This window comes from Pseudomonas sp. nanlin1 (assembly GCF_045571515.1).
Taxonomy (GTDB): Bacteria; Pseudomonadota; Gammaproteobacteria; order Pseudomonadales; family Pseudomonadaceae; genus Aquipseudomonas.
This window is the reverse complement of sequence record NZ_CP124218.1, coordinates 952,051-977,459: the sequence shown is the minus strand read 5'-3', so window position 1 is coordinate 977,459 and position 25,409 is coordinate 952,051. Positions and strand designations below refer to the sequence as shown.

Annotated in this window: 28 protein-coding genes and 1 pseudogene; 15 read left to right on the top strand and 14 right to left on the bottom strand. The window is 60.9% G+C overall.

Annotated features, from left to right (window positions below; all coding sequences use genetic code 11):
- Positions 1–6: 6 nt before the first annotated feature.
- Positions 7–1,299 (bottom strand): fumarylacetoacetase, encoded by a 1,293-nt coding sequence (gene fahA / locus QCL65_RS04590; protein WP_407315114.1) that lies wholly within the window; start codon positions 1,297–1,299, stop codon positions 7–9.
- Positions 1,296–2,585 carry a homogentisate 1,2-dioxygenase gene (gene hmgA, locus QCL65_RS04585; protein ID WP_407315113.1) on the bottom strand — a complete coding sequence of 430 codons (1,290 nt, stop codon included), beginning with the start codon at positions 2,583–2,585 and terminating at the stop codon, positions 1,296–1,298. Before hmgA ends, fahA begins: the two co-directional genes overlap by 4 nt.
- Before the next feature lie 141 nt (positions 2,586–2,726).
- On the opposite strand from hmgA, the gene QCL65_RS04580 reads away from it, so the two are divergent.
- Positions 2,727–3,479 (top strand): IclR family transcriptional regulator, encoded by a 753-nt coding sequence (locus tag QCL65_RS04580; protein ID WP_407315112.1) that lies wholly within the window; start codon positions 2,727–2,729, stop codon positions 3,477–3,479.
- 19 nt (positions 3,480–3,498) lie between these two features.
- Here QCL65_RS04580 and QCL65_RS04575 read toward each other — a convergent pair whose 3' ends face one another.
- A complete protein-coding gene (locus QCL65_RS04575) occupies positions 3,499–3,960 on the bottom strand; it encodes a flavodoxin (protein WP_407315111.1) in 462 nt (153 codons plus the stop codon).
- A gap of 173 nt (positions 3,961–4,133) precedes the next feature.
- Between QCL65_RS04575 and QCL65_RS04570 the strand changes: the two genes are divergently transcribed.
- The 6 genes from QCL65_RS04570 (at position 4,134) to QCL65_RS04545 (ending at position 7,472) form a co-directional block, all read left to right on the top strand.
- Positions 4,134–4,739: a hypothetical protein gene (locus tag QCL65_RS04570; RefSeq protein ID WP_407315110.1), complete on the top strand. Its 606-nt coding sequence runs from the start codon at positions 4,134–4,136 to the stop codon at positions 4,737–4,739.
- Positions 4,740–5,038: 299 nt separating this feature from the next.
- A complete protein-coding gene (locus QCL65_RS04565; RefSeq protein WP_407315108.1) occupies positions 5,039–5,611 on the top strand; it encodes an antibiotic biosynthesis monooxygenase in 573 nt (190 codons plus the stop codon).
- Positions 5,612–5,670: 59 nt separating this feature from the next.
- Positions 5,671–6,378, top strand: a complete 708-nt coding sequence (gene folM / locus QCL65_RS04560; RefSeq protein WP_407315107.1) for a dihydromonapterin reductase — start codon at positions 5,671–5,673, stop codon at positions 6,376–6,378.
- A gap of 76 nt (positions 6,379–6,454) precedes the next feature.
- Positions 6,455–6,826 (top strand): dihydroneopterin triphosphate 2'-epimerase, encoded by a 372-nt coding sequence (folX, locus tag QCL65_RS04555; RefSeq protein WP_407315106.1) that lies wholly within the window; start codon positions 6,455–6,457, stop codon positions 6,824–6,826.
- An 18-nt stretch (positions 6,827–6,844) separates the two neighbouring features.
- Positions 6,845–7,141: a DUF1244 domain-containing protein gene (locus QCL65_RS04550; protein ID WP_407315105.1), complete on the top strand. Its 297-nt coding sequence runs from the start codon at positions 6,845–6,847 to the stop codon at positions 7,139–7,141.
- Positions 7,134–7,472, top strand: a complete 339-nt coding sequence (locus QCL65_RS04545) for a HopJ type III effector protein (RefSeq protein WP_407315104.1) — start codon at positions 7,134–7,136, stop codon at positions 7,470–7,472. Before QCL65_RS04550 ends, QCL65_RS04545 begins: the two co-directional genes overlap by 8 nt.
- 45 nt (positions 7,473–7,517) lie before the next feature.
- Here the strand turns inward: QCL65_RS04545 and trxB are convergent, their stop codons facing one another.
- A complete protein-coding gene (gene trxB, locus QCL65_RS04540) occupies positions 7,518–8,480 on the bottom strand; it encodes a thioredoxin-disulfide reductase (protein ID WP_407315103.1) in 963 nt (320 codons plus the stop codon).
- A 21-nt stretch (positions 8,481–8,501) separates the two neighbouring features.
- Positions 8,502–9,101, bottom strand: a complete 600-nt coding sequence (locus tag QCL65_RS04535; RefSeq protein WP_407315102.1) for a peroxiredoxin — start codon at positions 9,099–9,101, stop codon at positions 8,502–8,504.
- Between the two features lie 240 nt (positions 9,102–9,341).
- On the opposite strand from QCL65_RS04535, the gene cysZ reads away from it, so the two are divergent.
- Together cysZ and QCL65_RS04525 are read left to right on the top strand one after the other, a co-directional pair.
- The gene (cysZ, locus tag QCL65_RS04530; protein WP_407315101.1) at positions 9,342–10,070 is read left to right on the top strand and encodes a sulfate transporter CysZ; all 729 of its coding nucleotides are present in this window, start codon (positions 9,342–9,344) and stop codon (positions 10,068–10,070) included.
- A 78-nt stretch (positions 10,071–10,148) separates the two neighbouring features.
- Complete coding sequence (locus tag QCL65_RS04525; protein ID WP_407315100.1) at positions 10,149–11,345, top strand: glycosyltransferase family 4 protein; 1,197 nt, start codon at positions 10,149–10,151, stop codon at positions 11,343–11,345.
- 10 nt (positions 11,346–11,355) lie between these two features.
- Here QCL65_RS04525 and QCL65_RS04520 read toward each other — a convergent pair whose 3' ends face one another.
- Positions 11,356–11,838 carry a glutathione peroxidase gene (locus tag QCL65_RS04520; protein ID WP_407315099.1) on the bottom strand — a complete coding sequence of 161 codons (483 nt, stop codon included), beginning with the start codon at positions 11,836–11,838 and terminating at the stop codon, positions 11,356–11,358.
- A gap of 143 nt (positions 11,839–11,981) precedes the next feature.
- A complete protein-coding gene (locus QCL65_RS04515) occupies positions 11,982–12,467 on the bottom strand; it encodes a peptidylprolyl isomerase (protein WP_407315098.1) in 486 nt (161 codons plus the stop codon).
- Here QCL65_RS04515 and QCL65_RS04510 point away from each other — a divergent pair.
- The 3 genes and pseudogenes from QCL65_RS04510 to QCL65_RS04500 all read left to right on the top strand — a co-directional run.
- A pseudogene (locus tag QCL65_RS04510) lies at positions 12,436–12,552 on the top strand (DUF3565 domain-containing protein); the annotation flags it as partial. The gene QCL65_RS04515 and the pseudogene QCL65_RS04510 sit on opposite strands and share 32 nt — an antisense overlap.
- A 153-nt stretch (positions 12,553–12,705) precedes the next feature.
- Positions 12,706–14,802, top strand: a complete 2,097-nt coding sequence (pta, locus tag QCL65_RS04505; protein ID WP_407315097.1) for a phosphate acetyltransferase — start codon at positions 12,706–12,708, stop codon at positions 14,800–14,802.
- A 3-nt stretch (positions 14,803–14,805) separates the two neighbouring features.
- Complete coding sequence (locus tag QCL65_RS04500; RefSeq protein ID WP_407315095.1) at positions 14,806–15,717, top strand: acyltransferase; 912 nt, start codon at positions 14,806–14,808, stop codon at positions 15,715–15,717.
- 209 nt (positions 15,718–15,926) lie between these two features.
- On the opposite strand, the gene QCL65_RS04495 is transcribed toward QCL65_RS04500, so the two are convergent.
- From QCL65_RS04495 to QCL65_RS04470, 6 genes are all read right to left on the bottom strand, one after another.
- Entirely contained in the window at positions 15,927–16,631 is a 705-nt protein-coding gene (locus QCL65_RS04495; RefSeq protein WP_407315094.1) for an OmpA family protein, read from the bottom strand.
- Positions 16,632–16,759: 128 nt separating this feature from the next.
- Positions 16,760–17,797 (bottom strand): purine-nucleoside phosphorylase, encoded by a 1,038-nt coding sequence (locus tag QCL65_RS04490; protein ID WP_407315093.1) that lies wholly within the window; start codon positions 17,795–17,797, stop codon positions 16,760–16,762.
- Between the two features lie 26 nt (positions 17,798–17,823).
- Positions 17,824–18,768, bottom strand: a complete 945-nt coding sequence (locus QCL65_RS04485; RefSeq protein WP_407315092.1) for a nucleoside-specific channel-forming protein Tsx — start codon at positions 18,766–18,768, stop codon at positions 17,824–17,826.
- A 216-nt stretch (positions 18,769–18,984) separates the two neighbouring features.
- Positions 18,985–19,146, bottom strand: a complete 162-nt coding sequence (locus QCL65_RS04480) for a DUF2474 domain-containing protein (RefSeq protein WP_407315090.1) — start codon at positions 19,144–19,146, stop codon at positions 18,985–18,987.
- A gap of 20 nt (positions 19,147–19,166) precedes the next feature.
- Positions 19,167–20,174 carry a cytochrome d ubiquinol oxidase subunit II gene (gene cydB, locus QCL65_RS04475; RefSeq protein WP_407315089.1) on the bottom strand — a complete coding sequence of 336 codons (1,008 nt, stop codon included), beginning with the start codon at positions 20,172–20,174 and terminating at the stop codon, positions 19,167–19,169.
- A 3-nt stretch (positions 20,175–20,177) separates the two neighbouring features.
- The gene (locus QCL65_RS04470; protein WP_407315088.1) at positions 20,178–21,614 is read right to left on the bottom strand and encodes a cytochrome ubiquinol oxidase subunit I; all 1,437 of its coding nucleotides are present in this window, start codon (positions 21,612–21,614) and stop codon (positions 20,178–20,180) included.
- A gap of 402 nt (positions 21,615–22,016) precedes the next feature.
- Between QCL65_RS04470 and QCL65_RS04465 the strand changes: the two genes are divergently transcribed.
- A complete protein-coding gene (locus tag QCL65_RS04465) occupies positions 22,017–22,145 on the top strand; it encodes a hypothetical protein (protein ID WP_407315087.1) in 129 nt (42 codons plus the stop codon).
- Positions 22,146–22,355: 210 nt separating this feature from the next.
- Here QCL65_RS04465 and QCL65_RS04460 read toward each other — a convergent pair whose 3' ends face one another.
- Positions 22,356–22,655: a response regulator transcription factor gene (locus QCL65_RS04460; protein WP_407315086.1), complete on the bottom strand. Its 300-nt coding sequence runs from the start codon at positions 22,653–22,655 to the stop codon at positions 22,356–22,358.
- A 342-nt stretch (positions 22,656–22,997) separates the two neighbouring features.
- On the opposite strand from QCL65_RS04460, the gene QCL65_RS04455 reads away from it, so the two are divergent.
- The gene (locus QCL65_RS04455; RefSeq protein WP_407315085.1) at positions 22,998–24,293 is read left to right on the top strand and encodes an NCS2 family permease; all 1,296 of its coding nucleotides are present in this window, start codon (positions 22,998–23,000) and stop codon (positions 24,291–24,293) included.
- Positions 24,290–25,384 (top strand): tRNA (uridine(54)-C5)-methyltransferase TrmA, encoded by a 1,095-nt coding sequence (gene trmA, locus QCL65_RS04450; RefSeq protein ID WP_407315084.1) that lies wholly within the window; start codon positions 24,290–24,292, stop codon positions 25,382–25,384. Before QCL65_RS04455 ends, trmA begins: the two co-directional genes overlap by 4 nt.
- The last annotated feature ends 25 nt before the right edge of the window (positions 25,385–25,409 follow it).

Genomic DNA, 25,409 nt, shown 5'->3' with positions numbered 1-25,409 from the left:
CCGCGTTTACAGCGCCGGTAGCACCCGCCCACGACATTCGCCGAAACCGATCGAGCCAATGCCGTTGGCATGGCAGCGGCCCCGCAAAATAATCTCATCGCCGTCAGCCAGAAATTGCCGGGTCTCCCCAGACGCCAGTAACAGTGGTTGAGAGCCGCCCTGGGTAATTTCCAACAGACTGCCGCATTGGTCCGCGCCCGGCCCTGAAAGCGTGCCCGAGCCGAACAGGTCACCGCTGTGCAACTGGCAGCCATTGACGCTGTGGTGGCTCACCAACTGCGCCACCGTCCAATACATACAACGGCTATTGCTCACCGCCAGGCGTTCGGCGGGCAGGCCACGGGTGCGCATGTGTTCGGTGAGCAGCAGGGCCTCCAGCTCGATATCCAAAGCACCGGTGGCTTGGTCGTGATCGTCCCAAAGGTACGCCAATGGCTGCGGGTCCCCAGGCGGGCGAGGTGCCTGGGCGCAGCGAAATGGCGCCAGGGCCTGCGCGGTGACGACCCACGGCGACAGTGTGGTCATAAAACTCTTGGACAGAAACGGCCCTAACGGCTGGTACTCCCAACCCTGGATGTCCCGCGCCGACCAGTCGTTAAGCAAACAGAACCCGGCCACATGCTCTGCTGCCTGGCCTATGGGGATCGCCTCACCCAAGGGGTTGCCCTGGCCAATCCAGATGCCCAGTTCAAGTTCGAAATCCAACTTCTGGGTGGGGCCAACTATCGGCTCATGCTGCCCCGACGGCCGCATCTGCCCTTTGGGGCGCCGCACCGGTACGCCGGAAGGGCGTAAAGTCGAAGCGCGGCCGTGGTAGCCGATCGGCACATATTTATAGTTGGGTAGCAACGGGGCGTCTGGCCTTAAATGCTTACCCACCCGGGTGGCGTGTTCGATACCGGCGTAGAAATCGGTGTAATCCCCTACCTTTGCGGGCAGGTGCATGTCGCAGTGGCGCGCCTGATGCAGGCAGGCGCGCACCTCAACGCGTGACGGCGCGTCCTTACCCAGCATGTGCAACAACCGTTGGCGAAACGCCGACCGCGCGTCGGCAGCGCAGGCGAAGAAAGCGTTCAGCGAACCCTGCGACACACTCTCCAGAACCTCCTCAGGCAGCCCCTGCAACAGCCCGCGCGCCAAGGCCTCGGCCATATCCAGAACGCAATCGCCGATGGCGACACCTACCCGGGGCACACTGCCCGCCTGGCTGAAAATGCCCAGGGGCAAGTTGTGCAGAGGAAAGTCAGGGTGCTCATGGGCAGACTCTACCCAGCTGCGAGAAGGTGTAGCGGGTTTCATAGGCGCTCCGGATCGAATGCTATAGGCAGCGAGGCCCAGCAATCATCATAGCGGGTCTGCAGTTCAGGGCATTGCAGCGCATAGTGGGTGGGGCGCAACACTGCACGGGTTTCAAACATAAAGGCCATTGCGCCTTCCAGCCTGGCCGGTTGCGAGGGCGCAAGCAACGCGCGGGCGTAGGTGTCCGCATCCGGGCCGTGGGCACTCATGCAACTGTGCAGCGAGGCGCCACCCGGAACGAAACCCTCGGCTTTGCCATCGTAACGGCCTTCGATCAAGCCCATGAATTCGTTCATCAGGTTGCGGTGAAACCACGGCGGCCGGAACGTGTGCTCGGCCACCTGCCAGCGCGGCGGGAACACAACCAAGTCGATATTGGCCACCCCCGGCTCTGCCGTTGGTGCCGTCAATACGGTAAAAATGCAAGGGTCGGGGTGGTCGTAGCTGACGCTGCCAAAGGCGTTGAAACGGCGCAGGTCATATTTGTAAGGCACGTTGTTACCATGCCAGGCCACGACATCCAGGGGCGAACGGGGCAGTTCGCAGCCCCACAGCTCGCCGAGAAATTTCTGCACCAATTGCACCGGTTTTTGGGTGTCTTCATAGCATGCCACGGGCGCCTGAAAATCCCGTGGGTTGGCCAGCCCATTGCTGCCAATCGGGCCTAACTCAGGCAAACGCAAAGCCGCCCCATGGTTCTCGGCCACGTAGCCCCGGGCCTGGGCATCGAGCAACTCCAGGCGAAACTTCATGCCGCGAGGCAGCACGAGGATCTCCAACGGCCCGACCTCCAGCACACCCAGCTCGGTACAGACCCGCAGCCGCCCCTCTTGTGGCACCACCAGTAGCTCGCCGTCGGCGTTGAAGAACACCCGCTGCATCGAACGATTGGCGGCGTACAGGTACACACTGACGCCCTCGGCCTTGTCCGGCTCGGCGCTGCAGGCCAGTGCCTGCAAACCGTCGATAAAATCCGTGGGCTCCATCAGTTCAGGCAGCGGGCCCCAGCGCAGGCGGTTGGGGGTCGGCGCTGCCAGGCCTGCGGGGTTGAGTTGGCGGGCCAGGCGCTTGAAGGGCGGGTGCCGCGCCGAAGGGCAGATACGGTACAGCCAGGTGCGCCGGGCTTCTGCGCGGGGCACCGTAAATGCAGTGCCCGAGAATAACTCGGCGTATAAGCCATAGGGGACTGCTTGCGGGGAGTTCTGCATGGCAGGCAGCGCCCCAGGCAACGCCTCGCTACAAAATTGGTTACCGAAGCCGGACTGATAACCCAACTCATTGCTCATCGAGCCTCCTGAGCGCCGCGGGCAGAGCGGGCGCTGAAGTATTATTGTTATACGTAACTCAGTTACGATTAACGTAATTTGATCCCCCCTACAGCGTCAAGCTATAAAGGGTGCCCACTCGCGCAGCGGATAGCCAGATCCATGACCCACCCCCTCCCCCCGCCAGAGGCCGCCCCTCGCCAGAAGGTGCGTTCGGCTGAAGTCGGTACCGATGTGCTCAAGGCCCTGGCTGAACTAACCCCAGCGACCAGCCTGTCGCGTTTGGCCGAGCATATGCAAATGCCGGCGAGCAAAGTCCACCGCTACCTGCAAGCGTTGATCGCCAGCGGTTTCGCTGTGCAAAATGCGAGCACCCAGCATTATGGGCTGGGCCGTGAGGCTTTACGGGTAGGCCTGGCCGCCCTGGGCAGTATCGACGTGCTGAAACTCGCCGCCGGGCCCCTGGCGCAACTGCGCGACGAACTCAACGTCACATGCTTCCTGGCGGTGTGGGGCAATCATGGGCCCACGGTGGTTAACGTAGAGCCGGCCATGGGCGCGGTCACCCTGGTGACCCAAATTGGCTCGGTGCTGCCCCTACAGGGCTCGTCTACGGGCCGGGTCTTCAACGCCTACTTGCCTGCCCGGGCAACCGCCGAGCTAGGCCCGCAACCACTGCCAAACGACTTGTTGGAGCAGATCCGGGCCAACGGCGTGTACTCAGTGCACGGGCTGTTGATGCCCGGCGTGGACGCCCTGTCGGCGCCCATCTTCGATGCCAGCGGCAAACTCGCCGCAGTGATGACGGTGGTCGGCGCGGCTTCGTCGTTTCACGCCGATGAAGCCGGGCCAGCAGCACAGCGCTTGAAGGCGACGGTTGCAGACATCAGCCATCGAATGGGCTATGACGCCTGAAAAACGCGAAGTCGGCTGATCACTGCCGGCTCGCCAGCTCGGCGGCAAAAGTATCGAGCCAAGGCTCGGCGTCGGTTTCCGGGGTGACGGACTCACTGGCGTCCAGGCGCAGCATGGGCTGGACTTCGAGCACCCCCAGCTCCGCGAACAGCTCGCGTATCTGCTCGCCAGCGCCGCAGAAGGTATCGCCGTAACTGGCGTCGCCCAAGGCAATCACCCCACCTGGCAAGCCGCGCCAAGCCGCCGGCAATTGGTCACGAACCTCGCTGTATAGCGGTTGGATGTCGTCGGGCAGCTCGCCCATGCCAGTGGTCGAGGTCACGACCAGCAAGGCTTCAGGGGCAAACTTGAGCAGTTGCTCCAACGTGGCGCGAGGAAAGTGATGAATGACATGGCCTTGCTGCTCTAAACGGGCCGCGCCGTGGCGGGCAACTTCTTCAGCGCTGCCATACACGGTGGCAGACAAGATGGCGATTTTCATGGGGAGTCCCTGGCAGGTGAAAACGCGAATACTAACAAATCTGCGCCCGAGCCCCACTCGGACCGGGCTGCATGCAACATGAGGTTAAAAAATGAACAGCGGAAAAATCACAACCCGCTATAATTCTTCGATAACTTCGACTTTACTCGCCAAACGGATGCTAGAGCTCGACCATGCCACCTGATGCACTGCTCACCCAGGATGAACTCGACTTCATCCGTAACATGCAGCAGAACGCGCCTGCGAATCCGCTCGAAGTTCAGTCGAGCATGACCGTAGACAGCGGCGCGCAGGTCAAAGACCTCCTCACTCGGTTAATGGCCAACGAACACGTGACCATCCAGGCGCAGTTCGAGAACCAGCAGATGAGCTTTCCGCTGGAGCTGGTAGAAGACGAATTCCATGCCGTGCACCTGCATGTGGGCGCGCCCAGTATTTTCGAGGACGGCCCCATGGTGCGGCCATGGCGCATGGCGCTGGAGGTACCCTTAGCGCTGCTCGACCACGACGGCAACAGTACTGACCTGTGGGTAATCGAGCTGTCATTCAAAGGCGTACTCCTTGAACTACGCGAGCACGCTGCAGCCCCCGCGCACTTCGCCCTTATGTTCCACCCCCCCGGGCACGACCCCATCGCCCTGCAGGGCAGCTTCGAGCGCATGAACCAGGCCGGCCATGCGGCCTACCGCCTCAGTGAAGCCAACGCCTCGGAAACCGAGCGCCTGCGCCAATACCTCTTGCAGCAGCATCGCCTGGCGCACCCTAATCTGCACACTTGAGCACTTTGTGCCCTGCCAAGGGGCACCATTTCAATCTTCGGCCGGCATTGGAACAAAAGATCGGGGCCAAGGCCCCTCCTACAATCGGCGTGCCCCCGATCTTTTGGCATTCACCTAATTCTGGCCCGAAGATGAAGTGCGCTCCCGAGGGCCTGTCGTCGGTTTCCCGCACCCAGCATTGGCGGGGGTGCGCTGAATCAGGAATAATCCTTGCTTGCCATAAAGACGCCCGCCACCACCCCGGCGCTGCGCCCCATGAGCCCCCTACCCGGCGCGCTCATCATGTTTGGAGATATACAATGTCTACCTCACCCGTCACTCTGATGGTCGCTCGGCGTGTTGCCCATGGCCGTTATCACGACCTGATCGCTTGGCTGCATGAAGGCGAACAGCTCGCCACCGATTTTCCCGGCTACCTGGGTTCAGGGGTGCTGGCGCCGCCGCCCGGCGACGATGAATTTCAGATTATTTTCCGCTTTGCCGATGAAGCCACCATGGACGCATGGGAGCACTCTGCTTCCAGAGCCGCCTGGTTGTCCCGCGGCAGTGGCCTGTTTGCCCAGCCCCACGAGCATCGCGTACGCGGAATCGATGGCTGGTTCGGTGACACCGGCCAGCAACGCCCGCCCCGCTGGAAACAGTCAGTGGCTATCTGGCTGGCATTCTTTCCGGTATCCCTGGCCTTTAATTTTCTGTTCGGGCCATGGCTCGCCGAGCTCACACTGCTACCGCGTATCGCCCTGAGCACGCTAGTGCTGACGCCGCTGATGGTGTTTTTCTTTATTCCCTTGTCTACTCGCTGGCTGCATAACTGGCTGCACCCTTCGCCCGTTAAACGTGTGCCGGGCAAGGCCGCGGTGCAGGCGCGCTAAGCCGGCGCGCCCGTGGCTGTGATATAAACCGCCCACGACCGCCGAAGCTGAGCCTTGCCATGCCCCATAGCGCCCCCATCCTGATCACCGGTGCCAGCCAACGGCTCGGCCTGCACTGCGCACAACGCCTGATCGCCGACGGCCACCAGGTGATCGTCACTTACCGCAGCGAGCGCCCGGGGCTGGCACAGCTGCGCGAGCTGGGCGCCACCCTGCTGTTCGCCGACTTCAGCCAGGAAGCCGGCATCCTGGCTTTTATCGATGCATTAAAAGCCCATACCACCGAGCTACGGGCCATCGTCCATAACGCTTCGACCTGGCTCGCCGAGCAAGGTGACGACCACTCAGCAACCTTTACGCAGATGGTCAACGTCCACATGCTGGCACCCTACTTGATCAACCTGCACTGCGAAGCGCTGCTGCGGGCCAGTACCCCGGCGGACATCGTACACATCAGCGACGACGCGACCCGCCGCGGCAGTGCTAAGCATCTGGCCTACTGCGCCAGTAAGGCCGGCCTGGAGAGCCTGACCCTGTCGTTCGCCGCTCGCTTCGCCCCGGCTATCAAAGTCAATGGCATCGCGCCTGCGCTCATCCTGTTCAACCCTGGGGACGACGCCCAATACCGCGAACAGACCCTGGCCAAGTCCGCCCTGGGTATCGAGCCTGGCGCCGAGGTGGTCTACCAGAGCCTGCGCTACTTGCTCGACAACCCCTATGTCACGGGTACAACCCTGGCGGTCAACGGTGGGCGCCACCTCAAGTGACCCCGTGGCGCTTCATTGAACCGGGTCGCTTGGCGTATATTGCCCAGATGCCAATGAGCGGATGGAGCAAGTAGCGATGTCACAGCTGGAACCTGGAATGGCGCGCATTCGGGTCAAAGACCTGCGCCTGCGCACATTCATCGGAATCAACGAGGATGAAATCCTCAACAAACAGGACGTGCTGATCAACCTGACCGTGTTGTACGCCGCCCAAGATGCCGTGCGCGATAACGACATCGATCACGCGCTCAATTACCGCACCATCACCAAGGCTGTGATCCAGCATGTCGAGGGTAACCGGTTTGCCTTGCTCGAGCGCCTGACCCAGGAGTTGCTCGACTTAGTCATGAGCCACCCCGCCGTGCTGTATGCCGAAGTCGAAGTCGACAAACCCCATGCCCTGCGTTTTGCCGAATCGGTCTCGATCACCCTGGCCAACCGCCGCTGACGCACAATCGGAGCCCCTATGAACGATCAACAACGCCTCGAACTCGAAGCGGCGGCCTTTCGCCGCCTGGTGGCGCATTTGGATGCACGCAAAGACGTGCAAAACATCGACCTGATGAACCTGGCAGGGTTCTGCCGCAACTGCCTGTCCAAGTGGTACAAAGCCGCCGCCGACGAGCAGCAGGTAGACATCAGCCTGGATGATGCCCGTGAAGCGGTCTACGGCATGCCTTACGCCGAGTGGAAAGCCCAGTACCAGCAAGAAGCCAGCGCCGAACAACAGGCGGCGTTCGCCAAAGGAAAACCCAATGAGTGACTTGAATACCCTGCGTGCCAGCCTCGATAGCGGTAGCCATCTGTTCGCGGACACCCTGGCGTTTATTGCCCAGCACTATGACTATCAGCCCCAGGCCTTTCGTAATGGCAGCTTGGAAAACCTGGCCGGTCAGAACGAAGGCTCGTGCAAGACCTTAGGCCTGGCTTTGCTGGAGGGCTTTACGGATGAGCAGGCATTGTTGGCGTTTGGCGAGCATTACCGTGCGGTGCTGGCAACGCCCCAAGGCACTGACCATGGGAATATTCGCAACCTGATCGAACACGGGCTAGCGGGTGTGAAGTTCAGCGGGGAGCCATTGCGGCGTAAATAGGCGTAAAGCCAGGGGCTCTGAACGAGCTCCTGGCCTTTGTAGCGATCAGAACGAAGCGTCAGCCAAACCGTCGAGGTAACGTTCGACGTCCAAAGCGGCCATGCAGCCCGCACCGGCCGAGGTAATTGCCTGGCGGTAGACGTGGTCGGCCACGTCGCCCGCGGCAAACACCCCCTCGACGCTGGTGGCCGTGGCATTGCCTTCACGACCACCGGCCACCACCATGTAGCCGTCTTTCAAGGCTAACTGGCCTTCGAACAGCGAGGTGTTGGGGGTGTGGCCAATGGCGATGAATACGCCGTCGACTTTCAGCTCGTCGCTGCTGCCGTCGTTGTTTTTCAAACGGGCACCGGTGACGCCCATGTTGTCACCCAGCACTTCGTCGAGGGTGGCGTTGAGCTTAAGCTCGATCTTGCCTTCGGCCACGCGGGCGTGCAGTTTGTCGATGAGGATCTTCTCCGCACGGAAGGTCTCGCGACGGTGGACCAAGGTCACCTTACTGGCGATGTTGGCCAGGTACAACGCCTCTTCGACTGCGGTATTACCGCCCCCCACCACGGCCACTTCGCGGTTGTGATAGAAAAAGCCATCGCAGGTGGCACAAGCGGACACGCCTTTACCCATGAATGCTTCTTCCGAAGGCAGCCCCAGGTAACGGGCGCTGGCGCCGGTTGCGATGATCAGTGCGTCGCAAGTGAAGGTGCCGCTATCGCCGGTCAAGGTGAAAGGCTTGGCCGCGAGGTCGACCGCATTGATGTGGTCAAAAACGATCTCAGTCTCGAAACGCTCGGCATGCTCGCGCATCCGGTCCATCAACGCCGGACCAGTCAGGCCATGGGGGTCGCCCGGCCAGTTGTCGACTTCGGTGGTGGTGGTCAACTGGCCACCGGACTGCATGCCGGTGATCAGCAGCGGTTTGAGGTTAGCGCGGGCGGCGTACACCGCAGCGCTGTAACCCGCAGGGCCAGAGCCCAAGATGATCACGCGGGAATGACGGACTTCAGACATGACAGACTCCTAAAATGGGGGTTACAGGCTTTTGGCGTTTTCGGCCAGGTAGTCGGCCACGCCTTTAGCGTCTGCCTTCATGCCTTTTTGCCCTGGGCGCCAGCCGGCAGGGCAGACTTCGCCATGCTGCTCGGTGAATTGCAGTGCCTCGACCAGGCGTACCATTTCGTCCACTTCGCGGCCCAGGGGCAGGTTGTTGACCACTTGGTGCTGCACCACGCCTTGTTGGTCGATCAAGAAAGAGGCCCGCAGCGCCACGCCGTCTTCGTGCTCGATGCCATAGGCACGGGTGATCTCGTGCTTGACGTCGGCCACCATGGTGAACTCGACTGCGCCGATGCCGCCTTTCTCGACCGGCGTGCTGCGCCAGGCGTGGTGGGTGAACTGCGAGTCGATCGACACGCCCACGACCTCAACGCCCAGCTCACGGAATTTACCGATGCGGTTGTTGTGGGCGATGATTTCCGATGGGCAAACGAAGGTGAAGTCCAGTGGCCAGAAGAACAGGACCACGTATTTGCCGCGCAGGGACGACAGCTTGAAGCTGTCGACAATCGAACCGTCGCCCAGAACGGCGGCAGCGTCGAAGTCAGGGGCAGATTTGTTGACCAGAATGCTCATAATGGCTCCTTGCAGTCTTAAGGGTAGGAAGGGTTAAAAATTAATGGAGCCAAGCTTAGCGAGGTGCTTGGCAGAAAGGAAATGCCCATTCGCAATCCGGACCATAGCAATGCTCTATACGACTACCAAGGACGGCACTTGGCTGTATTGGTTACGCCCTGTGTCACCCGCCTCTGCGTACTATCGCCTGGGCGTCAAAGCCGGTAATGTCAGCGGCTTGTCCCCTATTCGGAGCCTTGCATGAGCGCCCCCGTACTGTCCGGCCCACAATACCTGCGCGAGGGGCTCAAGCTAGTCTTGAGCCCTGGTTTGCGCCTGTTCGTTCTGCTCCCTTTGGGTATCAACCTGATCCTGTTCTGCGCCTTGATCTACTTCGCCGGTCATCAGTTCAGCCTGTGGGTCGACCACTTGATGCCCAGCCTGCCGAGCTGGCTGAGCTTTCTCACCTACATCCTCTGGCCGCTGTTCGTGGTATTGGTGGGGCTGATGGTGTTCTTCACCTTCACCATGCTGGCCAACATCGTGGCTGCACCGTTCAACGGCTTTCTTTCGGAGAAAGTCGAAGTAGTGGTACGCGGCACCGACGACTTCCCCCCCTTTAGCTGGGCCGAATTATTGGCCATGGTGCCGCGCACACTCGGCAGGGAAATGCGCAAGCTCAGCTATTTCCTGCCCAGGGCCCTGGGCCTGTTCGTGTTGTCGCTGATCCCGGTGGTGAACATCGTCGCCGCGCCCCTGTGGTTATTGTTCGGCGTCTGGATGATGGCTATCCAATACATCGACTACCCCGCCGACAACCACAAAATGAGCTGGCAAGACATGCTCACCTGGCTGCGGCAAAAGCGCTGGCAGAGTTTGGGTTTCGGCGGCATCGTCTATGCGGTGTTGTTGATCCCCGTGCTCAACCTGCTGATGATGCCGGCTGCGGTGGCCGGCGCTACATTGTTCTGGGTGCGCGAGCGCGGTTGAGGCGGCCCTTGGGGCCTGTCATCAATCCATCACCAAGTGTTCACGGCGGCGCAATCGGGTCGCCGGATACTGGTGAGCATGAACACACTGCACATTGCCCTGATCACCGAAACCTTCGCCCCTGAAATCAACGGCGTGGCCCACACCCTCGGCCACCTGAGCAGCGGTCTGCGCCAACGCGGCCATCGCGTGGCGGTGATCCGCCCGCGCCAGCCGCAAGACCCGCGCCACTCTACGCAAGCCGACTTGCTGCTGTGCCGCGGCTGGCCCATCCCAGGCTATCCTGGCCTGCAGTGGGGGCAAGCCTCGGTGCACAAGCTGCTGCGGCGCTGGCGGCAAGAGCGTCCGGATGTCATTTACATCGCCACCGAGGGGCCCCTTGGCCTAAGCGCTTTGCGCGCCGCACGGCGCTTGAAGATCCCGGTCGTCAGCTGCTTCCATACCAATTATCAGGCCTACGCCAGCCAGTATGGGCTGGGGTTGATGGAGCGCCTGACCACGGTTTACCTACGCTGGTTTCACAACCGCACCCAGCTCACTCTGGTGCCGAGCCTGAGCCAGCGCACCGCCCTGCAAAGGCGCGGTTTCGAACGGCTGGCCTTGCTTGAACGGGGTGTCGACAGCCAGCTGTTCAACCCCGCCCGGCGGTCGAGCGCCTTGCGTGAACACTGGGGCTTGCAGGCCGATGACATCGCCTTGATCCACGTCGGCCGCCTGGCCCCGGAAAAAAACCTGGGCCTGCTGCGCCGCACCTTCGAAACGCTGCAAGCCAAGCAACCGTCGCGAACATTTAAGTTGATTGTGGTGGGGGACGGGCCGGAGCGGGCTACGTTAGAGCGTGAATTGCCCGAGGCGATATTTTGCGGCGCGCAGCAAGGTGAAATTCTTGCCAGCCATTACGCCAGTGGCGATATCTTTCTGTTCCCGAGCCTCACCGAAACATTCGGTATCGTCGTACTTGAGGCCATGGCCTCAGGGCTGGCCGTGGTGGCTTACGACGAAGCGGCGGCGGCCCAGCATATCCAGCACGGTCACAGCGGCGCCCTGGCCATGTCGGGTGACGAACACGCGTTCATTGAAGCAACCGGATGGTTGCTCGACGACCCGGAGGCCCTGCGGCGGGCGCGCTTGAATGCGCGCCACCACGCTTGCCATCAGGGCTGGGCGCCCATCGTCGCGGCCTTTGAAGAACATCTGTACAACGCTCGCCAGACGGCCGCACAGCCCAGCAGCGCGGCGCCGCTGGCGCTCAAATCGGGCTCAACGACGCGATAAGCCTGGCGGGTCAGGCCAGAGCTTTGTCGATCGCCTGCAATACGGTGGGATCATCCGGTGCCGTACGCGGGGAAAATCGGGCGAGTACGCGGCCGTCTTTACCCACCAGGAACTTTTCGAAATTCCAGGTGATGTCGCCGGGAAACTCTGCGCCTTCACCGGCCAGCAAACGATACAGAGAGTGCCGTTGCGGGCCATTCACTTCGAGCTTGGCCCCCAATGGGAAAGTCACCCCGTAATTGAGGCTGCAGAACGACTGAATTTCAGCCTCGCTGCCCGGTTCTTGCCCGGCGAACTGATTGCATGGCAACCCCAGCACGCTAAAACCCTGGCCCTTGTACTGCTGGTAGAGGTTCTCGAGCGCCGCGTATTGAGGGGTTAACCCACACTTGGACGCCACATTGACTACAAGTACTACCTTGCCCTTGTAGGGAGCCAAAGACAGCTCCTCACCGTTTAGGGCCGCAAGCTTTATGTCGTGAAAGGCACTCATGACGTACTCCGGTTACAAATTCATCTTCGCTGGCCATCGCCCACAAACGACAAAGGCGCCCGTGCAGGTTGGCATGACTTGCAGGAAGCCAACACCCCACCTGCCCGGACGCCTCATTGGCTATCTGAGCGTAGCTGCAGCTGTCAGTGGTGGTGGCCGCCTTCGCCATGCACGTGGCCATGGGCAACTTCTTCCTGGCTGGCATCGCGAATCTCGACGACCTTCACCTGGAAATTCAGGCGCTGGCCTGCCAGGGGGTGGTTGCCATCGACAGTCACGTCGTCGCCATCCAGATCGCGAATGGTCACGATCTGCATTTGCCCATCAGGCGCGGAGGCATGGAACTGCATGCCGACTTCCAGCTCGTCGACACCTTCGAACATGCTGCGGCTCAGGGTGCTGACCAGTTCGGCCGAGTACTCGCCATAGGCATCTTCAGGTTCCACGGCAACGGACAGCTCGTCACCGCTTTGTTTGCCTTCCAGGGCCTTTTCCAGGCCTGGGATGATATTACCTGCGCCGTGCAGGTAGACCAGCGGCGCGCCGCCGGCGGAGCTGTCGATGACCTCACCCGCGTCGTTGGTGAGCGTATAGTCGATGGAGACAGCCTTGTTGGCGGCGATCAGCATGAGGCAAGACCTTTTGCAAAAGAATGTAGAACGAGTAAGTGTAACCAAGGGCTGGACCGAAAGCGAACGCAACCCAGACGGACGGCCCACTCTGGTGTTCTATACCACCGCGAAATATTCCCTAAAGCTTTACCGTCGGCACGTGCGCCCAGGGGCCGGATAAGGATACCCTTGGCGCCAGATTGCGCCCGAGGCAAAGCCGCCGCGCATTTTTGCAAAGCTCACCTGAGAAGCTCACATGCAAACATTTTTTATCGCGCCGACCGATTTTGGCGTAGGCCTGACCTCCATCAGCCTGGGGCTGGTACGCGTTCTCGAACGTGCCGGCCTGCAAGTGGGCTTTTTCAAACCCATCGCCCAGCCGCACCCTGGCGACCAGGGCCCAGAACGCTCCAGCGAACTGATTGCCCGCACCCACGGCCTGACCCCACCCAAACCCTTGGGCCTGGCCCATGTAGAACGGATGCTGGGCGACGGCCAACTGGACGAACTGCTGGAAGAAATCATCACCCTGTACCAGCAAGCCTGCGTGGGCAAAGACGTGGTGATCGTCGAAGGCATGGTGCCCACCCGCCACGCCAGCTATGCCGCACGGGTCAACCAGCACCTGGCGAAAAGCCTGGACGCTGACGTGATTCTGGTCTCGGCTGCCGATAACGAAGTGCTCGGCGAGCTATCGGGCCGCGTCGAGTTGCAAGCACAGCTGTTCGGCGGGCCACGGGACCCGAAAGTGCTCGGGGTCATTCTGAACAAGGTGCGTACCGAGGAGAGCATCGAGGCCTATGCCAGCCGCGTGCGTGAACATTCACCGCTGCTGCGCAGCGGCGACTTTCGCCTGCTCGGTTGCATCCCTTACCAGGCCGAGCTGAACGCCCCGCGTACGCGAGACGTCGCCGACCTGCTGGGCGCCAACGTCATCAATGCCGGTGATTACGAGCAGCGGCGCATGAGCAAGATCATCATTTGCGCCCGAACCGTGCTCAACACCCTACCCTTGCTCAAGGCCGGGGTGCTGGTGGTGACCCCTGGCGACCGTGACGACATTATCCTCGCCGTGAGCCTGGCAGCCCTCAATGGTGTGCCACTGGCCGGCTTGCTGCTGACCAGCGACAGCGTGCCCGACCCGCGGATTCTCGAGCTATGCCGGGGTGCGCTGGAGGCTGGGCTGCCCGTGCTATCAGTCAGTACCGGCTCTTACGACACCGCCACCCAGTTGCATCAACTGAACAAAGAGATCCCCATCGACGACCGTGAGCGCGCGGAGATCATCACCGACTTCGTCGCCACGCATTTGGACGCCCAGTGGCTGCACCAGCGCTGCGGCACCCCGCGCGAATTGCGTTTGTCGCCGGCGGTGTTCCGGTATCAGTTGATCCAACGTGCGCAACAGGCCAACAAGCGCATCGTTCTGCCCGAAGGCGACGACCCGTTGACCATCCAGGCAGCCGCGATCTGCCAGGCCCGCGGGATCGCCCGTTGTGTGCTGCTGGCACGGCCCGAGGCGGTGCACGCAGTGGCCCGTGCCCAGGGCATCGAACTGCCCGGGGGCCTGGAAATCCTCGACCCTGAGCTGATCCGTGAACGCTACGTCGAGCCCATGGTGGCTTTGCGTAAAAGCAAAAGCCTGAACGCCCCCATGGCTGAGCAGCAGCTCGAAGACAGTGTGGTACTGGGCACCATGATGCTCGCGCTGGACGAGGTGGACGGCCTGGTGTCCGGGGTCATTCACTCGACCGCCAACACCATCCGCCCGGCCCTGCAATTGATCAAGACCGCACCGGGCTGCACCCTGGTGTCTTCAGTATTTTTTATGCTGTTTCCAGACCAGGTGCTGGTGTATGGCGATTGCGTAATGAACCCCCACCCCAGCGCCGCAGAACTGGCAGAAATCGCCCTGCAAAGCGCTGATTCGGCGCAGGCATTCGGCATTGCACCCCGAGTGGCGATGATCAGCTACTCCAGCGGCAACTCGGCCAGTGGCGAAGAAGTGGAAAAAGTCCGTGCTGCCACGCAACTGGCCCAGGAAAGCCAACGCGACCTGCTGATCGATGGCCCCTTGCAATACGATGCCGCCGCCAACGAGAACGTCGCCCGCCAACTGGCCCCCGACAGCCCAGTGGCCGGCCGCGCCACGGTGTTCGTATTCCCCGATTTGAACACCGGCAACACCACCTACAAGGCCGTACAGCGCAGCGCCGATTGCGTCAGCCTGGGGCCGATGCTGCAGGGCCTGCGCAAACCGGTCAACGACTTGCCCCGTGGCGCCCAGGTGGACGACATCGTCTACACCATCGCGATCACGGCCATCCAAGCCAACCGAACAGTGGACCTCTAAACCATGTCGCCCTCACCCCTCCCGGCCCCGTTGCGCGGGGTTATCGCCGCCCTGCTGCTGGGCGTGAATACCATAGCCTGCTGCATACCGCTGTTTATCATTGCCCTGCTCAAACTGTGCCTGCCGTTTGCAAGCGCCCAGCGTGTCGCCGACGACCTGTTGCGGCGTATCCATGAACGCTGGATCAGCCTCAACAACCTATGGATCGACCACCTGGCCCGTTCGCGCTGGCACGTCAGCGGCCTGCAGGGGCTGGACTATCAGCACTCGTATCTGGTGACCAGTAACCACCAAAGCTGGGTCGACATTCTGGTTCTGCAGTACGTGCTCAACCGACGCATCCGGCCGCTGAAATTTTTTCTCAAGCAACAGCTGATCTGGGTGCCCGTGATCGGCCTGGCCTGGTGGGCGCTGGGCTTCCCCTTCATGAAGCGCTACAGCAAAGCCTACCTGGCCAAACACCCGGAGAAGAAAGGCAAGGACCTGGCCACCACCCGCCGCACTTGCGCCAAGTTTCGCGGCAAGCCCACCGGTATTTTCAACTTCGCCGAAGGCACCCGCTTCACCCCGGGCAAACACCGCGAGCAGCAATCGCCCTTTCGTTACCTGCTTAAACCCAAGGCCGGCGGCATCGCCTTCGTGCTGGACGCCATGGGCGAGCAACTTGAATCGATCATCAACGTGACCATTCACTACCCAGGGGGCAACCCCGGCTTCTGGGACCTGCTCTGCGGCCGAGTGCACGACATCGTAGTGCACTTCGAAGAGCTGCCTATCCCCGCCGATTTCATCGGCAAAAGCTACGATCAGGACGAGGCCTACCGCGCGCGGTTTCAGCAGTGGGTCAATGAATTATGGGCACAGAAGGACCATCTGCTAGAGCAGCTGCACAAACAATACCAAGCCCACTCGTAGGAGGGGCTCGTAGGAGGGGGCTTGCCCCCGAGCTCTCCAGCTGCAAGGCGCTCGCCGGAGATCAAGAGCTCGGGGGCAAGACCCCCTCCTACGGGCGGCGGCTTATCGGATATTGCATACGTCGCCGATCTTTTGCCCCTACAAACCCAAATTGTCAGCGCGCCCCGGCGGCAGCAGTGCCTTGGCGCGTTCAGAAAAACCCGCAGAGGTTACTGTTGTGGATATTGCTGGCCCGGGATCGGTTTGAGGTTCACTTCTACCCGGCGGTTTTGCGCGCGGCCGTTGGCGTCGGCGTTGCTGGCGATGGGCTGGTCGGGGCCGGCGCCGCGCACTGAAACTCGCGTTGCGTCCACACCCTGGGAGGTCAGGTAAGTACTCACGGCCTGGGCGCGTTGCAGGGAGAGGTCCATGTTGTGCTGACGCGCACCGGTGCTGTCGGTATAGCCGACGATTTCGATGGTGTTCTCATTGAACTGCTTGAACGATGAGGCCAGGTTATTCAGCGGCGAGTAGAAGCTGCTGGAAATTGCCGAGGAATCCGTAGCAAAGGTGATGTTACCGGGCATGATCAGTTTGATCTGATCGCCTTGGCGCTGCACTTCCACGCCGGTATTGGCCATGCTCTCGCGCAGCGCGGCTTCTTGCTTGTCCGCATAGTAACCATACCCCGCCGACGCCGCACCGGCCACGGCGGCGCCGATCAGCGCACCTTTACCGCGGTGGTTGTGGTCGATGGCAGCGCCGGCCAGGGCACCGGCCAGTGCGCCGATACCACCGTATTTGGCGGTCTTGCTCATGCCACCGGACGTATTCTGTGCCTGGCCCTGATTGTCATAGGGGTTCTGCTGCGTAGCACAGCCAGACAACAGAGCGACGGCGGTGGCAGCGATGATCAGGCGACGGGATGTAAACATGGGGCAGGCTCCTACTACTTTGATACGAGTTCGACTTTTGAGCATAGAGGGGCACAAAGATTCCCGCTATGCACTGAGGGGAAGTCTCGCTCATTTACGCTCGGCCGAGGGAGCCTGCACATACGCTGTTACAACGGCGGGACGCCTTTCTCCCAATTTTTCCAGTCACTCAGAATGGCCTGAACCAACGGATAGCCCGTGCGGTAGAGGTTCTCCAAGGCGGGGACGAAGGCGCCCTGATCGGCGTACTTGAGCAAGTTATCCACTTCGCTGTAGCCGGGGTACGGCCGGTCGAAGTCGGAGCCCGCACGCACCACGGCCAGGCGGTTGATGTCGACCTTGCCTGCTTTACTCGCCCGCAGCAGCGCCTCGTAAGTGGAGTTGTCTTCCTGCTGGGTGGTGCAATACACGCCTTTGTTGTCGGTGAGCAGGCGCGTCCAGACTTCCGCCCGCTCGCTCAAGCGCGTCCCCGAGAACCACGTGTTGCCCGCCAGGGTGTCGCATTGGGTCACCTGGGGCGGCTGATTGGCCGGGGCGTAGGGGTACTTTACGCGCCAGGCGGCGGACTCTTTGCTTTCGCTCAGGGTCGCTTTTTGCGACAGCGCGAACGCCTTGGCCTGAAGTTTAGGGTTGAGCTCGAAGACCTCGGTCTTGTAGTCCAGTGGTGGCTTTTCGTTAGGCCCTTTGGTGTTGATGCCGAGGTAGCCGGTCGGCCAATCTTTCGGCACATCCCGCGAATCCAGCTCCCACTGGGTTCCGAACTCCACCAGATAATGCGCCCACGCCGTGGTACCCAGGGTGCCATGGTGCGGGTTGATGCCGGCGATACCCGCTACCAGGAAATAGGTATGGCGCAGGTCGAATTGGGGCGACAAGGCCAGCGCCAAGGTCGAGGCCGCCGCGTTGGTCTGGCCCATGCCGGTGACCAGCAGGCAGGTGTCCTGTGTATTACAACGGATGTTCGGGTATTCGGCCGAAAGGCCAGGCACGGCCACTTCTTTGGTCAGCTTCAAACGGTCGATCCAATGTTGCGCCTCGGGGGCGAACATCGCGATCAGCATGACTTTTGGGGTTATCGGTGCGGCGGCGGGCGCAGTAGCGGCCCAAACGCCTGGGCATAGCAGCGCCAGGGCGGCACAGACGGCGGTACGGGTGGTGTTTTTCATGGAAACTCCTGTAGGAAAAATAAAGATCAGAACTGGTAGCCAATACCGGCGTAGTAACCCCAGCCGTCCGAGCGGGCCCGGAAGTTACCGTCGCCAAAGTTCAGCTCGCTGCCGTCCTGCCAGTTGCCGCCGTTGTGGAAGTAACGCCCAACCAAGGTGAAGCGCAGGTGCGTGAAGGCATACAGCAACACGTTGGTGGCGACTGTGGAGTTGGCGGTGCGGGCCGGATCTTCTTTGAGGTCGGAACCGAAATCGAAGTTGGTAAACCCGATATAAGTCAGCGATGCGCCGTTGTCGAAACTGGCGATCGGCACCACGTATTTGAGTTGGGCCCGGTAACCGTCCCACGAATACTCGTTACTGGCCCCGTAGTTGTCCCACTGGTAACGGGCGTAGAGGTTGGCCGACAAGTTGACCCGCGAATGGGTGTCGATGTCGGTGCCAAAACCGCTGTATAGGGTATTGGCACGGTTGGCCGAGTTGCTGCCGTGGTCGTAGATCCAGTCAAAGGCCAGGTACCACTCTTTAAAAGGCCCCACCGCCAGGCTACGGCCTGCCAGGTAGTCGATGGATACGCGCGGTTCGTGTTCCATGAACAAGGGCGAACCGTGGTCCCATACCCCTTTGTCATTACGGTTACCGATGTCGAGAATTTTCGGCACATCGACATAGCCGTACAACTCGAATGGCCCCTTGCGGCCGAAGTACTCGTACTCCAGATAAACATCGTCGACCGGCTGCGGGCCGAAACTGATGTCTTTGCTGCCGATCAAGGTCAGGTCTTGGTTGAACCAGTCGGAGAAGTACGCGCTTTTACTGGACGTTGGCTCGGCAGGCGGACTTAAACTTTCGCCTTGCGCAGAGTCAGTCGGCGAGGCCGGTTGAGCCGGGGCTGCAGCGCAAGCCATGGAGGTCGCGGCAAACAGCAACGGCAATAACCGAGCGGAGCGGGTTTTCGAGGTCGCAGGCATTGAAACTCCTTTTCTAAGGTAGGGGCCCAGCGCAAACGTTTGCACAAGCCGTACCAGGAATTTCAAACCTTTGAAAGATTAAAGTTTTTTGCGAAAAACATGACGGAACAGACAGAAAAACGCACAGATAGTGTGCGTCCGGTAACAGCAAGTGCCAGAACAGGTAGCGAGGCAGATCGGGGCTACCTTGCGCAGCGCCCGATCAATTCCCTGCCGTCAGTGGGACTTCATACCTGCGGCCGTCATGAACAGCCGGATCAACATGGCGAAGATACCCAACGCCACGATGCTGCCCGCGTAGATCACGACAAGCCACCCAAGGCGCTTCCACAGCGGCTTTTTCTCACCTTCACTGGGCAATGGGCTTCTACCGCTCATGCTCGGTTCCTCCGTAGCCACTAGTGGTAACCGTCTTCATGGGTCACCTTGCCGCGGAACACGTAGTAGCTCCAGAAGGTGTACACCAGAATGATCGGGATGATGAACAGGGTGCCAACCAGGATAAAGCCCTGGCTTTGCGGCGGGGACGCGGCGTCCCAGATGCTGATGGCCGGTGGCACGATATTGGGCCACAGGCTAATCCCCAATCCGCTGTAGCCCAGGAACACCAGAAGCAGGGTCAACAGGAACGGCGTGTAGTGGGCCTTGCGCGCGACTGCCCGGATCAGGCCGACCACCGTCACCAGCACCAGAATCGGCACCGGCAAGAAGTAGAACAGGTTGGGCGTGCTGAACCAGCGTGTGGCGATATCGTCATGGGCCAATGGCGTCCAGAGGCTGACGATACCGGTGACCACCAGCAGCAGCAGGGTCAATGGGCGGGCCAAGCGATGCATGGCTTTCTGCAGGCTGCCTTCGGTTTTCATGATCAACCAGGTGCAACCAAGCAACGCATAGGCCACGATCAACGCCAGGCCACAGAACACGCTGAACGGTGTCAGCCAGTCCATGCCGCCCCCGGCGTAGCTGCGGTCGACCACGGGAATGCCATCGATGTAGGCGCCCAACGCCACACCTTGGAAGAAGGTCGCGGCCAGAGAACCGCCGATGAAGGCTTTGTCCCAGATATGGCGTTTCTCAGGGCGGGCCTTGAAGCGGAACTCGAAAGCAACACCGCGGAAGATTAGGCCAACCAGCATAAAGATCAGCGGCAGGTACAAGGCAGACAGCACCACGGCATAGGCCAGCGGGAAGGCGCCGAACAGCGCCGCCCCGCCGAGCACCAACCAGGTTTCGTTGCCGTCCCATACCGGCGCGACGGTGTTCATCATCACGTCGCGGTCGCCTTCGTCTTTCATGAACGGAAAGAGGATGCCAATGCCCAGGTCAAACCCGTCCATGACCACATACATCATGATGCCGAAGATAATGATGATGGCCCAGATGAGTGAAAGATCGATACCCATGGCTCAGTTCCCCTTGCTCAAGCTGTCTTGAAAACGTACGTCATTGTCGTCGTCGGCTGCCGAAAGCGGGCGTGCCGGCGTACGTTTCTGCCCAGGTCCACCGTCGTGACCATGGTCGACATGGGGCACAGGGCCTTTACGAACCAGGCGCATCATGTAGCCCAGGCCCACGCCAAACAGCGAGAAATACACCACGACGAACATCACCAGGGTGATGCTCATCTGCACCACACTGTGGTTCGAGGATGCGTCGGCGGTGCGCATCAAGCCGTACACCACCCACGGCTGACGACCGATTTCAGTGGTGAACCAGCCAGCCAGAATCGCGATCAGCCCAGACGGCCCCATCCACAGGGTCAGGTAGAGGAACGGCTTGCAGGTGTAAAGGGTCTGGCGCTTGCGCAGCCATACGCTCCACAAGCCGACGAAGATCATCAACATGCCCAGGCCAGCCATCACCCGGAACGACCAGAAGACGATAGTCGAGTTGGGTCGATCTTCCGGCGGGAACGACTTCAGCGCGGGGATTTGCCGGTCCAGGCTATGAGTCAGGATCAGGCTACCCAGGTAAGGGATTTCGACCGCGAAACGGGTCTTTTCCGCTTCCATGTCGGGCCAGCCGAATAGGATCAGCGGGGTGGGCTCGTCGCCATGGTTTTCCCAGTGCCCTTCGATCGCGGCGATTTTCGCCGGCTGATGCTCCAGGGTATTGAGGCCATGCATATCACCGACAAAGGCCTGCACCGGCGCCACGACCAGTGCCATCCACATGGCCATGGAGAACATTTTGCGCACGGCCGGGTTGTCGCGCCCGCGCAGCAGGTGCCAGGCCGCCGAGGCGCCGACGAAGAATGCCGTGGCCACGAAGGCGGCGATCGACATGTGCATCAGGCGGTACGGGAACGAGGGGTTGAACACCACGGCGAACCAGTCCACGGGAATCACTCGGCCATCGAGGATTTCGTAGCCTTGGGGCGTTTGCATCCAGCTGTTGGAGGCCAAGATCCAGAAGGTCGAAATCAAGGTGCCGATGGCCACCATCACCGTGGCGAAAAAGTGCAGGCCACGGCCCACCCGGTTCCAGCCAAAGAGCATGACGCCCAAAAACCCTGCTTCCAGGAAGAACGCGGTGAGCACTTCGTAGGTCAGCAACGGGCCCGTCACGGCGCCCGCGAAGTCGGAGAACCGGCTCCAGTTGGTGCCGAACTGATAGGCCATGACCAAGCCCGAGACCACGCCCATGCCAAAGTTGACCGCGAAGATCTTCGACCAGAAATGGTACAGATCTTTGTAGGTGTTATTGCCGCTGCGCAACCACAAGCCTTCGAGCACTGCCAGGTAACTGGCCAGGCCGATGGTGATGGCAGGAAACAGAATATGGAACGACACCGTAAACGCGAACTGAATTCGGGCGAGATCTAGTGCCTCTAAGCCGAACATAGGGTTTCCTCTAATCAGGTGGGAGTGGCACCCGTGGCGGGCACCATGGACCCCGCGAAGTCAGGGCGTATGACGGGTAGATTCCGTTCTGTAGGCAGTGGTTTCGCGTGGCAAATGGCCGGGTGGCCACCATGTCGTACCGTGACGGATTGACATGGATCAAGGTTCAGTAAAAGAGTAGACCTATTCAGCGACAACAGCCGTGTGGCTTAGTGCCGCGCGACCTGTTGCCTCACCCGCTTTACTTTTGCCTGCTACGGCGTTTGCGAAGGCAAGCTGTACTGAAAACCATGCCACAGGGCGCACCGCTTTGCAGCAAGCTTGGGCAGCCAGCGGCACCAGGCGTAAGGGCCGCCTGTTTATTGGCCGCTGGGGATTGGATGGGGAGAGGGGGGCCCGTCCATGGGCAATAAGACTTCCATTACCGATGCCGGCCACTATGCCCAGGAGCCGCATCGGCCCCGCCCGCTACTCGGCAGCAGCGGGCAACTCAATCATCGGGCGTTTGCCAAGGGCGGACAACTACCCTGATGGGTAGGTGGATGCGGCCATTGGAGCAATCGTAGACAAGCGTCCCTTGCAAGAGAGCGCAAATGATAAAGGGGCGCGGCAACGCGGATGGAAAGTAAGGTGCCCATCCCTGGGCAGGCGCAAACACTTCAACAGAGTGTCTGTAACGGATTACCCAGTACTAGAGGGGCTGGGCAACTAAATAGTGGCCTGCCGTTAGTGGCACTACAACTACCCCGATGGGTAGGTCGGGGCTTGTTGTGGGGCGTCCAGCTTGACCAAGCCCAGTTGCAACCCTTTGGCCACCGCCAGGCGGCTATTGGTGCAGTGAAGCTTGAGCAATATGTTTTTCATATGAAACTTCACGGTATTGGGGCTGATGCCCATGACCAGGGCCAGTTCCTTGTAGGTATTACCAAGGCTGGCCAGGTGTAAGACTTCAAGTTCACGGCGTGAAAGTTCATGGGTGGCAATATTGCGTTCACACCCTGTGGAGGGAGCTGCCCATCCTGGGCCCTCGGGCTTGTACATAGGCGACCCCTTGGTCGATGCGTTGTGGGCAAATACGGACGGATGGCGAGCTAAATGTAACGAAGCCACTTTAGCGCGCCGCCTGAGACGCAGGTCAACCTTGAGCGATCCCAAAATGCTGTAGGAAGTTTCTTTATTTGCTTCGCTCATTGATCCCTTGCGCATCCTGCCTCGTGGCTTTCGCGACCATGCTCCAGAACAGTATGTCGGCCGTCGCGCATTGCGCATTCACCCCCAGCGGCCCGACTGGTATGATGCGCGGCTTTTTTTACGGCGCGAATGTGCTTTGCTATTCGGGTCGACACTTCAACAAGGCGCCACCGCGCGCCACGGGGACTGGGCATGCTGGAACGGTTGTTTCAACTCAAAGCACACAACACCAACGTGCGCACCGAGATACTCGCGGGTGTCACCACGTTTTTGGCCATGGCCTATATCCTGTTCGTCAACCCGAGCATCCTCGGCGAAACAGGCATGGATAAAGGTGCGCTGTTCGTCGCCACCTGCCTGGCCGCCGCCATTGGCTCGGCGACCATGGGCCTGATCGCCAACTACCCGATCGCCCTCGCCCCCGGGATGGGCCTGAACGCCTTCTTCACCTACACCGTGGTGCTGCACATGGGCCACACCTGGCAGGTGGCCTTGGGGGCGGTGTTCATTTCTGCGGTGCTGTTCTTCCTGCTCTCGGTGTTGCGTATCCGTGAGTGGATCGTCAACAGCATCCCCCTGCCCCTGCGTTCGGGGATCGCGGCGGGTATCGGCCTGTTCCTGGCGCTGATCGCCCTGCAAAACGCCAAAATCGTCGTGGGCCACCCGGTCACGCTGGTCAGCCTCGGCGACCTCAAGCAACCGGCGCCGATTCTGGCGACCCTGGGGTTCTTTCTGATCATCGCGCTGGAAGCCTTGAAAATTCGCGGCGCGGTGCTGATCGGTATTCTGGTGGTGACCCTGGCTTCGATCCTGCTGGGCTTTAGCCCATTCGGCGGCCTGGTGTCGATGCCGCCCTCCCTGGCGCCGACGTTCCTGCAGTTGGACATCAAAGGCGCGCTGGATGTGGGCCTGGTCAGCGTGATCTTCGCCTTTCTGTTCGTGGACCTGTTCGACAACTCCGGCACCCTCATCGGTGTGGCCAAAAGGGCGGGCCTAATGAGCAAAGACGGGCACATGCCGAAGATGGGCCGTGCGCTGATCGCCGACAGCACCGCCGCCATGGCCGGTTCGCTGCTGGGTACGTCCACCACCACCAGCTACATTGAATCTGCGGCGGGTGTCAGTGCCGGTGGCCGTACCGGGCTCACCGCCATCGTGGTGGCGCTGTTGTTTCTGCTGGCGTTGTTTTTCGCGCCACTGGCTGGCAGCGTGCCGGCGTATGCCACGGCCCCCGCGCTGCTGTTCGTCGCCGTGCTAATGGCCAGCGGCCTGGCCGAGATCAATTGGGATGACATCACCGAAGCCGCCCCGGTGCTGATCACCGCGCTGGCCATGCCGCTGACTTACTCCATCGCCAATGGTATCGCCTTCGGTTTCATTGCCTGGACCGCGATCAAACTGCTGTCTGGCCGGCGCCATGAGTTGAATTCGGCGCTGGTGATTCTTTCCATTCTGTTCGTGATCAAATTGGGCTGGTTCAACGCATGAGCGCCGTCGCTTTCGACCCCCAGGGCTACACCCACCAGTTGGATGAAAAAGCAGCGCGTCTGCGTGAGCTGCTAGCGCCGTTCGACGCACCGCCGGCGCAGGTGTTCGACTCGCCCCGCGAGCACTACCGGCTGCGCGCCGAGTTCCGCCTGTGGCGCGAAGACAACCAGCGTCACTACGCCATGTTCGCCCCTGGCGAGAAGCATGTGCCGATCCTGATCGACTCATTCCCCATCGCCAGTGCCCGCATCAATGCCTTGATGCCGCAGTTAAAAGCCGCCTGGCAGGCCAGCTCGGCCCTTAGCCATAAGCTGTTTCAAGTGGAGTTCCTCACCACCCTGGCCGGCGATGCCATGGTCACTCTGTGTTACCACCGCCCTCTAGACGCCGATTGGCAGGCCGCCGCCGAGCAACTGGCCGAGGATCTACAGGTGAGCGTGATCGGTCGCTCCAAAGGCAAGCGGGTGGTGATCGGGCGGGACTACGCCCAGGAAGCATTGAGCGTGGCGGGCCGCACGTTCCGCTATCAGCAGCCCGAAGGGGCGTTCACCCAGCCCAACGGTACGGTCAACCAGAAGATGCTTAACTGGGCTTACGACGCCCTGGGCCCGCGTGAAGATGATTTGCTTGAGCTGTACTGCGGCAATGGCAACTTCACCCTGCCGCTGGCCACCCGGGTGCGCAAAGTGCTGGCCACCGAGATCAGCAAGACCTCCGTGGCGGCAGCGCTGAATAACCTGGCGGACAATGGCGTCGACAACGTGACGCTGGTGCGGCTGTCAGCCGAGGAGTTGACCGAAGCGCTCAATGAAGTGCGGCCTTTCCGTCGCCTGCAAGGCATCGACCTCAAGAGCTATCAATTTGGCAGCGTATTCGTCGACCCGCCGCGGGCCGGCATGGACCCTGACACCTGTGAGCTGACCCGGCGCTTCGACAATATTCTGTATATCTCCTGCAACCCGGAAACGCTCGCGGCAAACATCGCACAACTGCACGATACCCATCGCATCGAGCGCTGCGCACTGTTCGACCAGTTCCCCTACACCCACCATATGGAGTCTGGGGTGCTGTTGGTGCGCCGCGACGGCTGACGCCAGCGCCGCACTGGGCTAACGT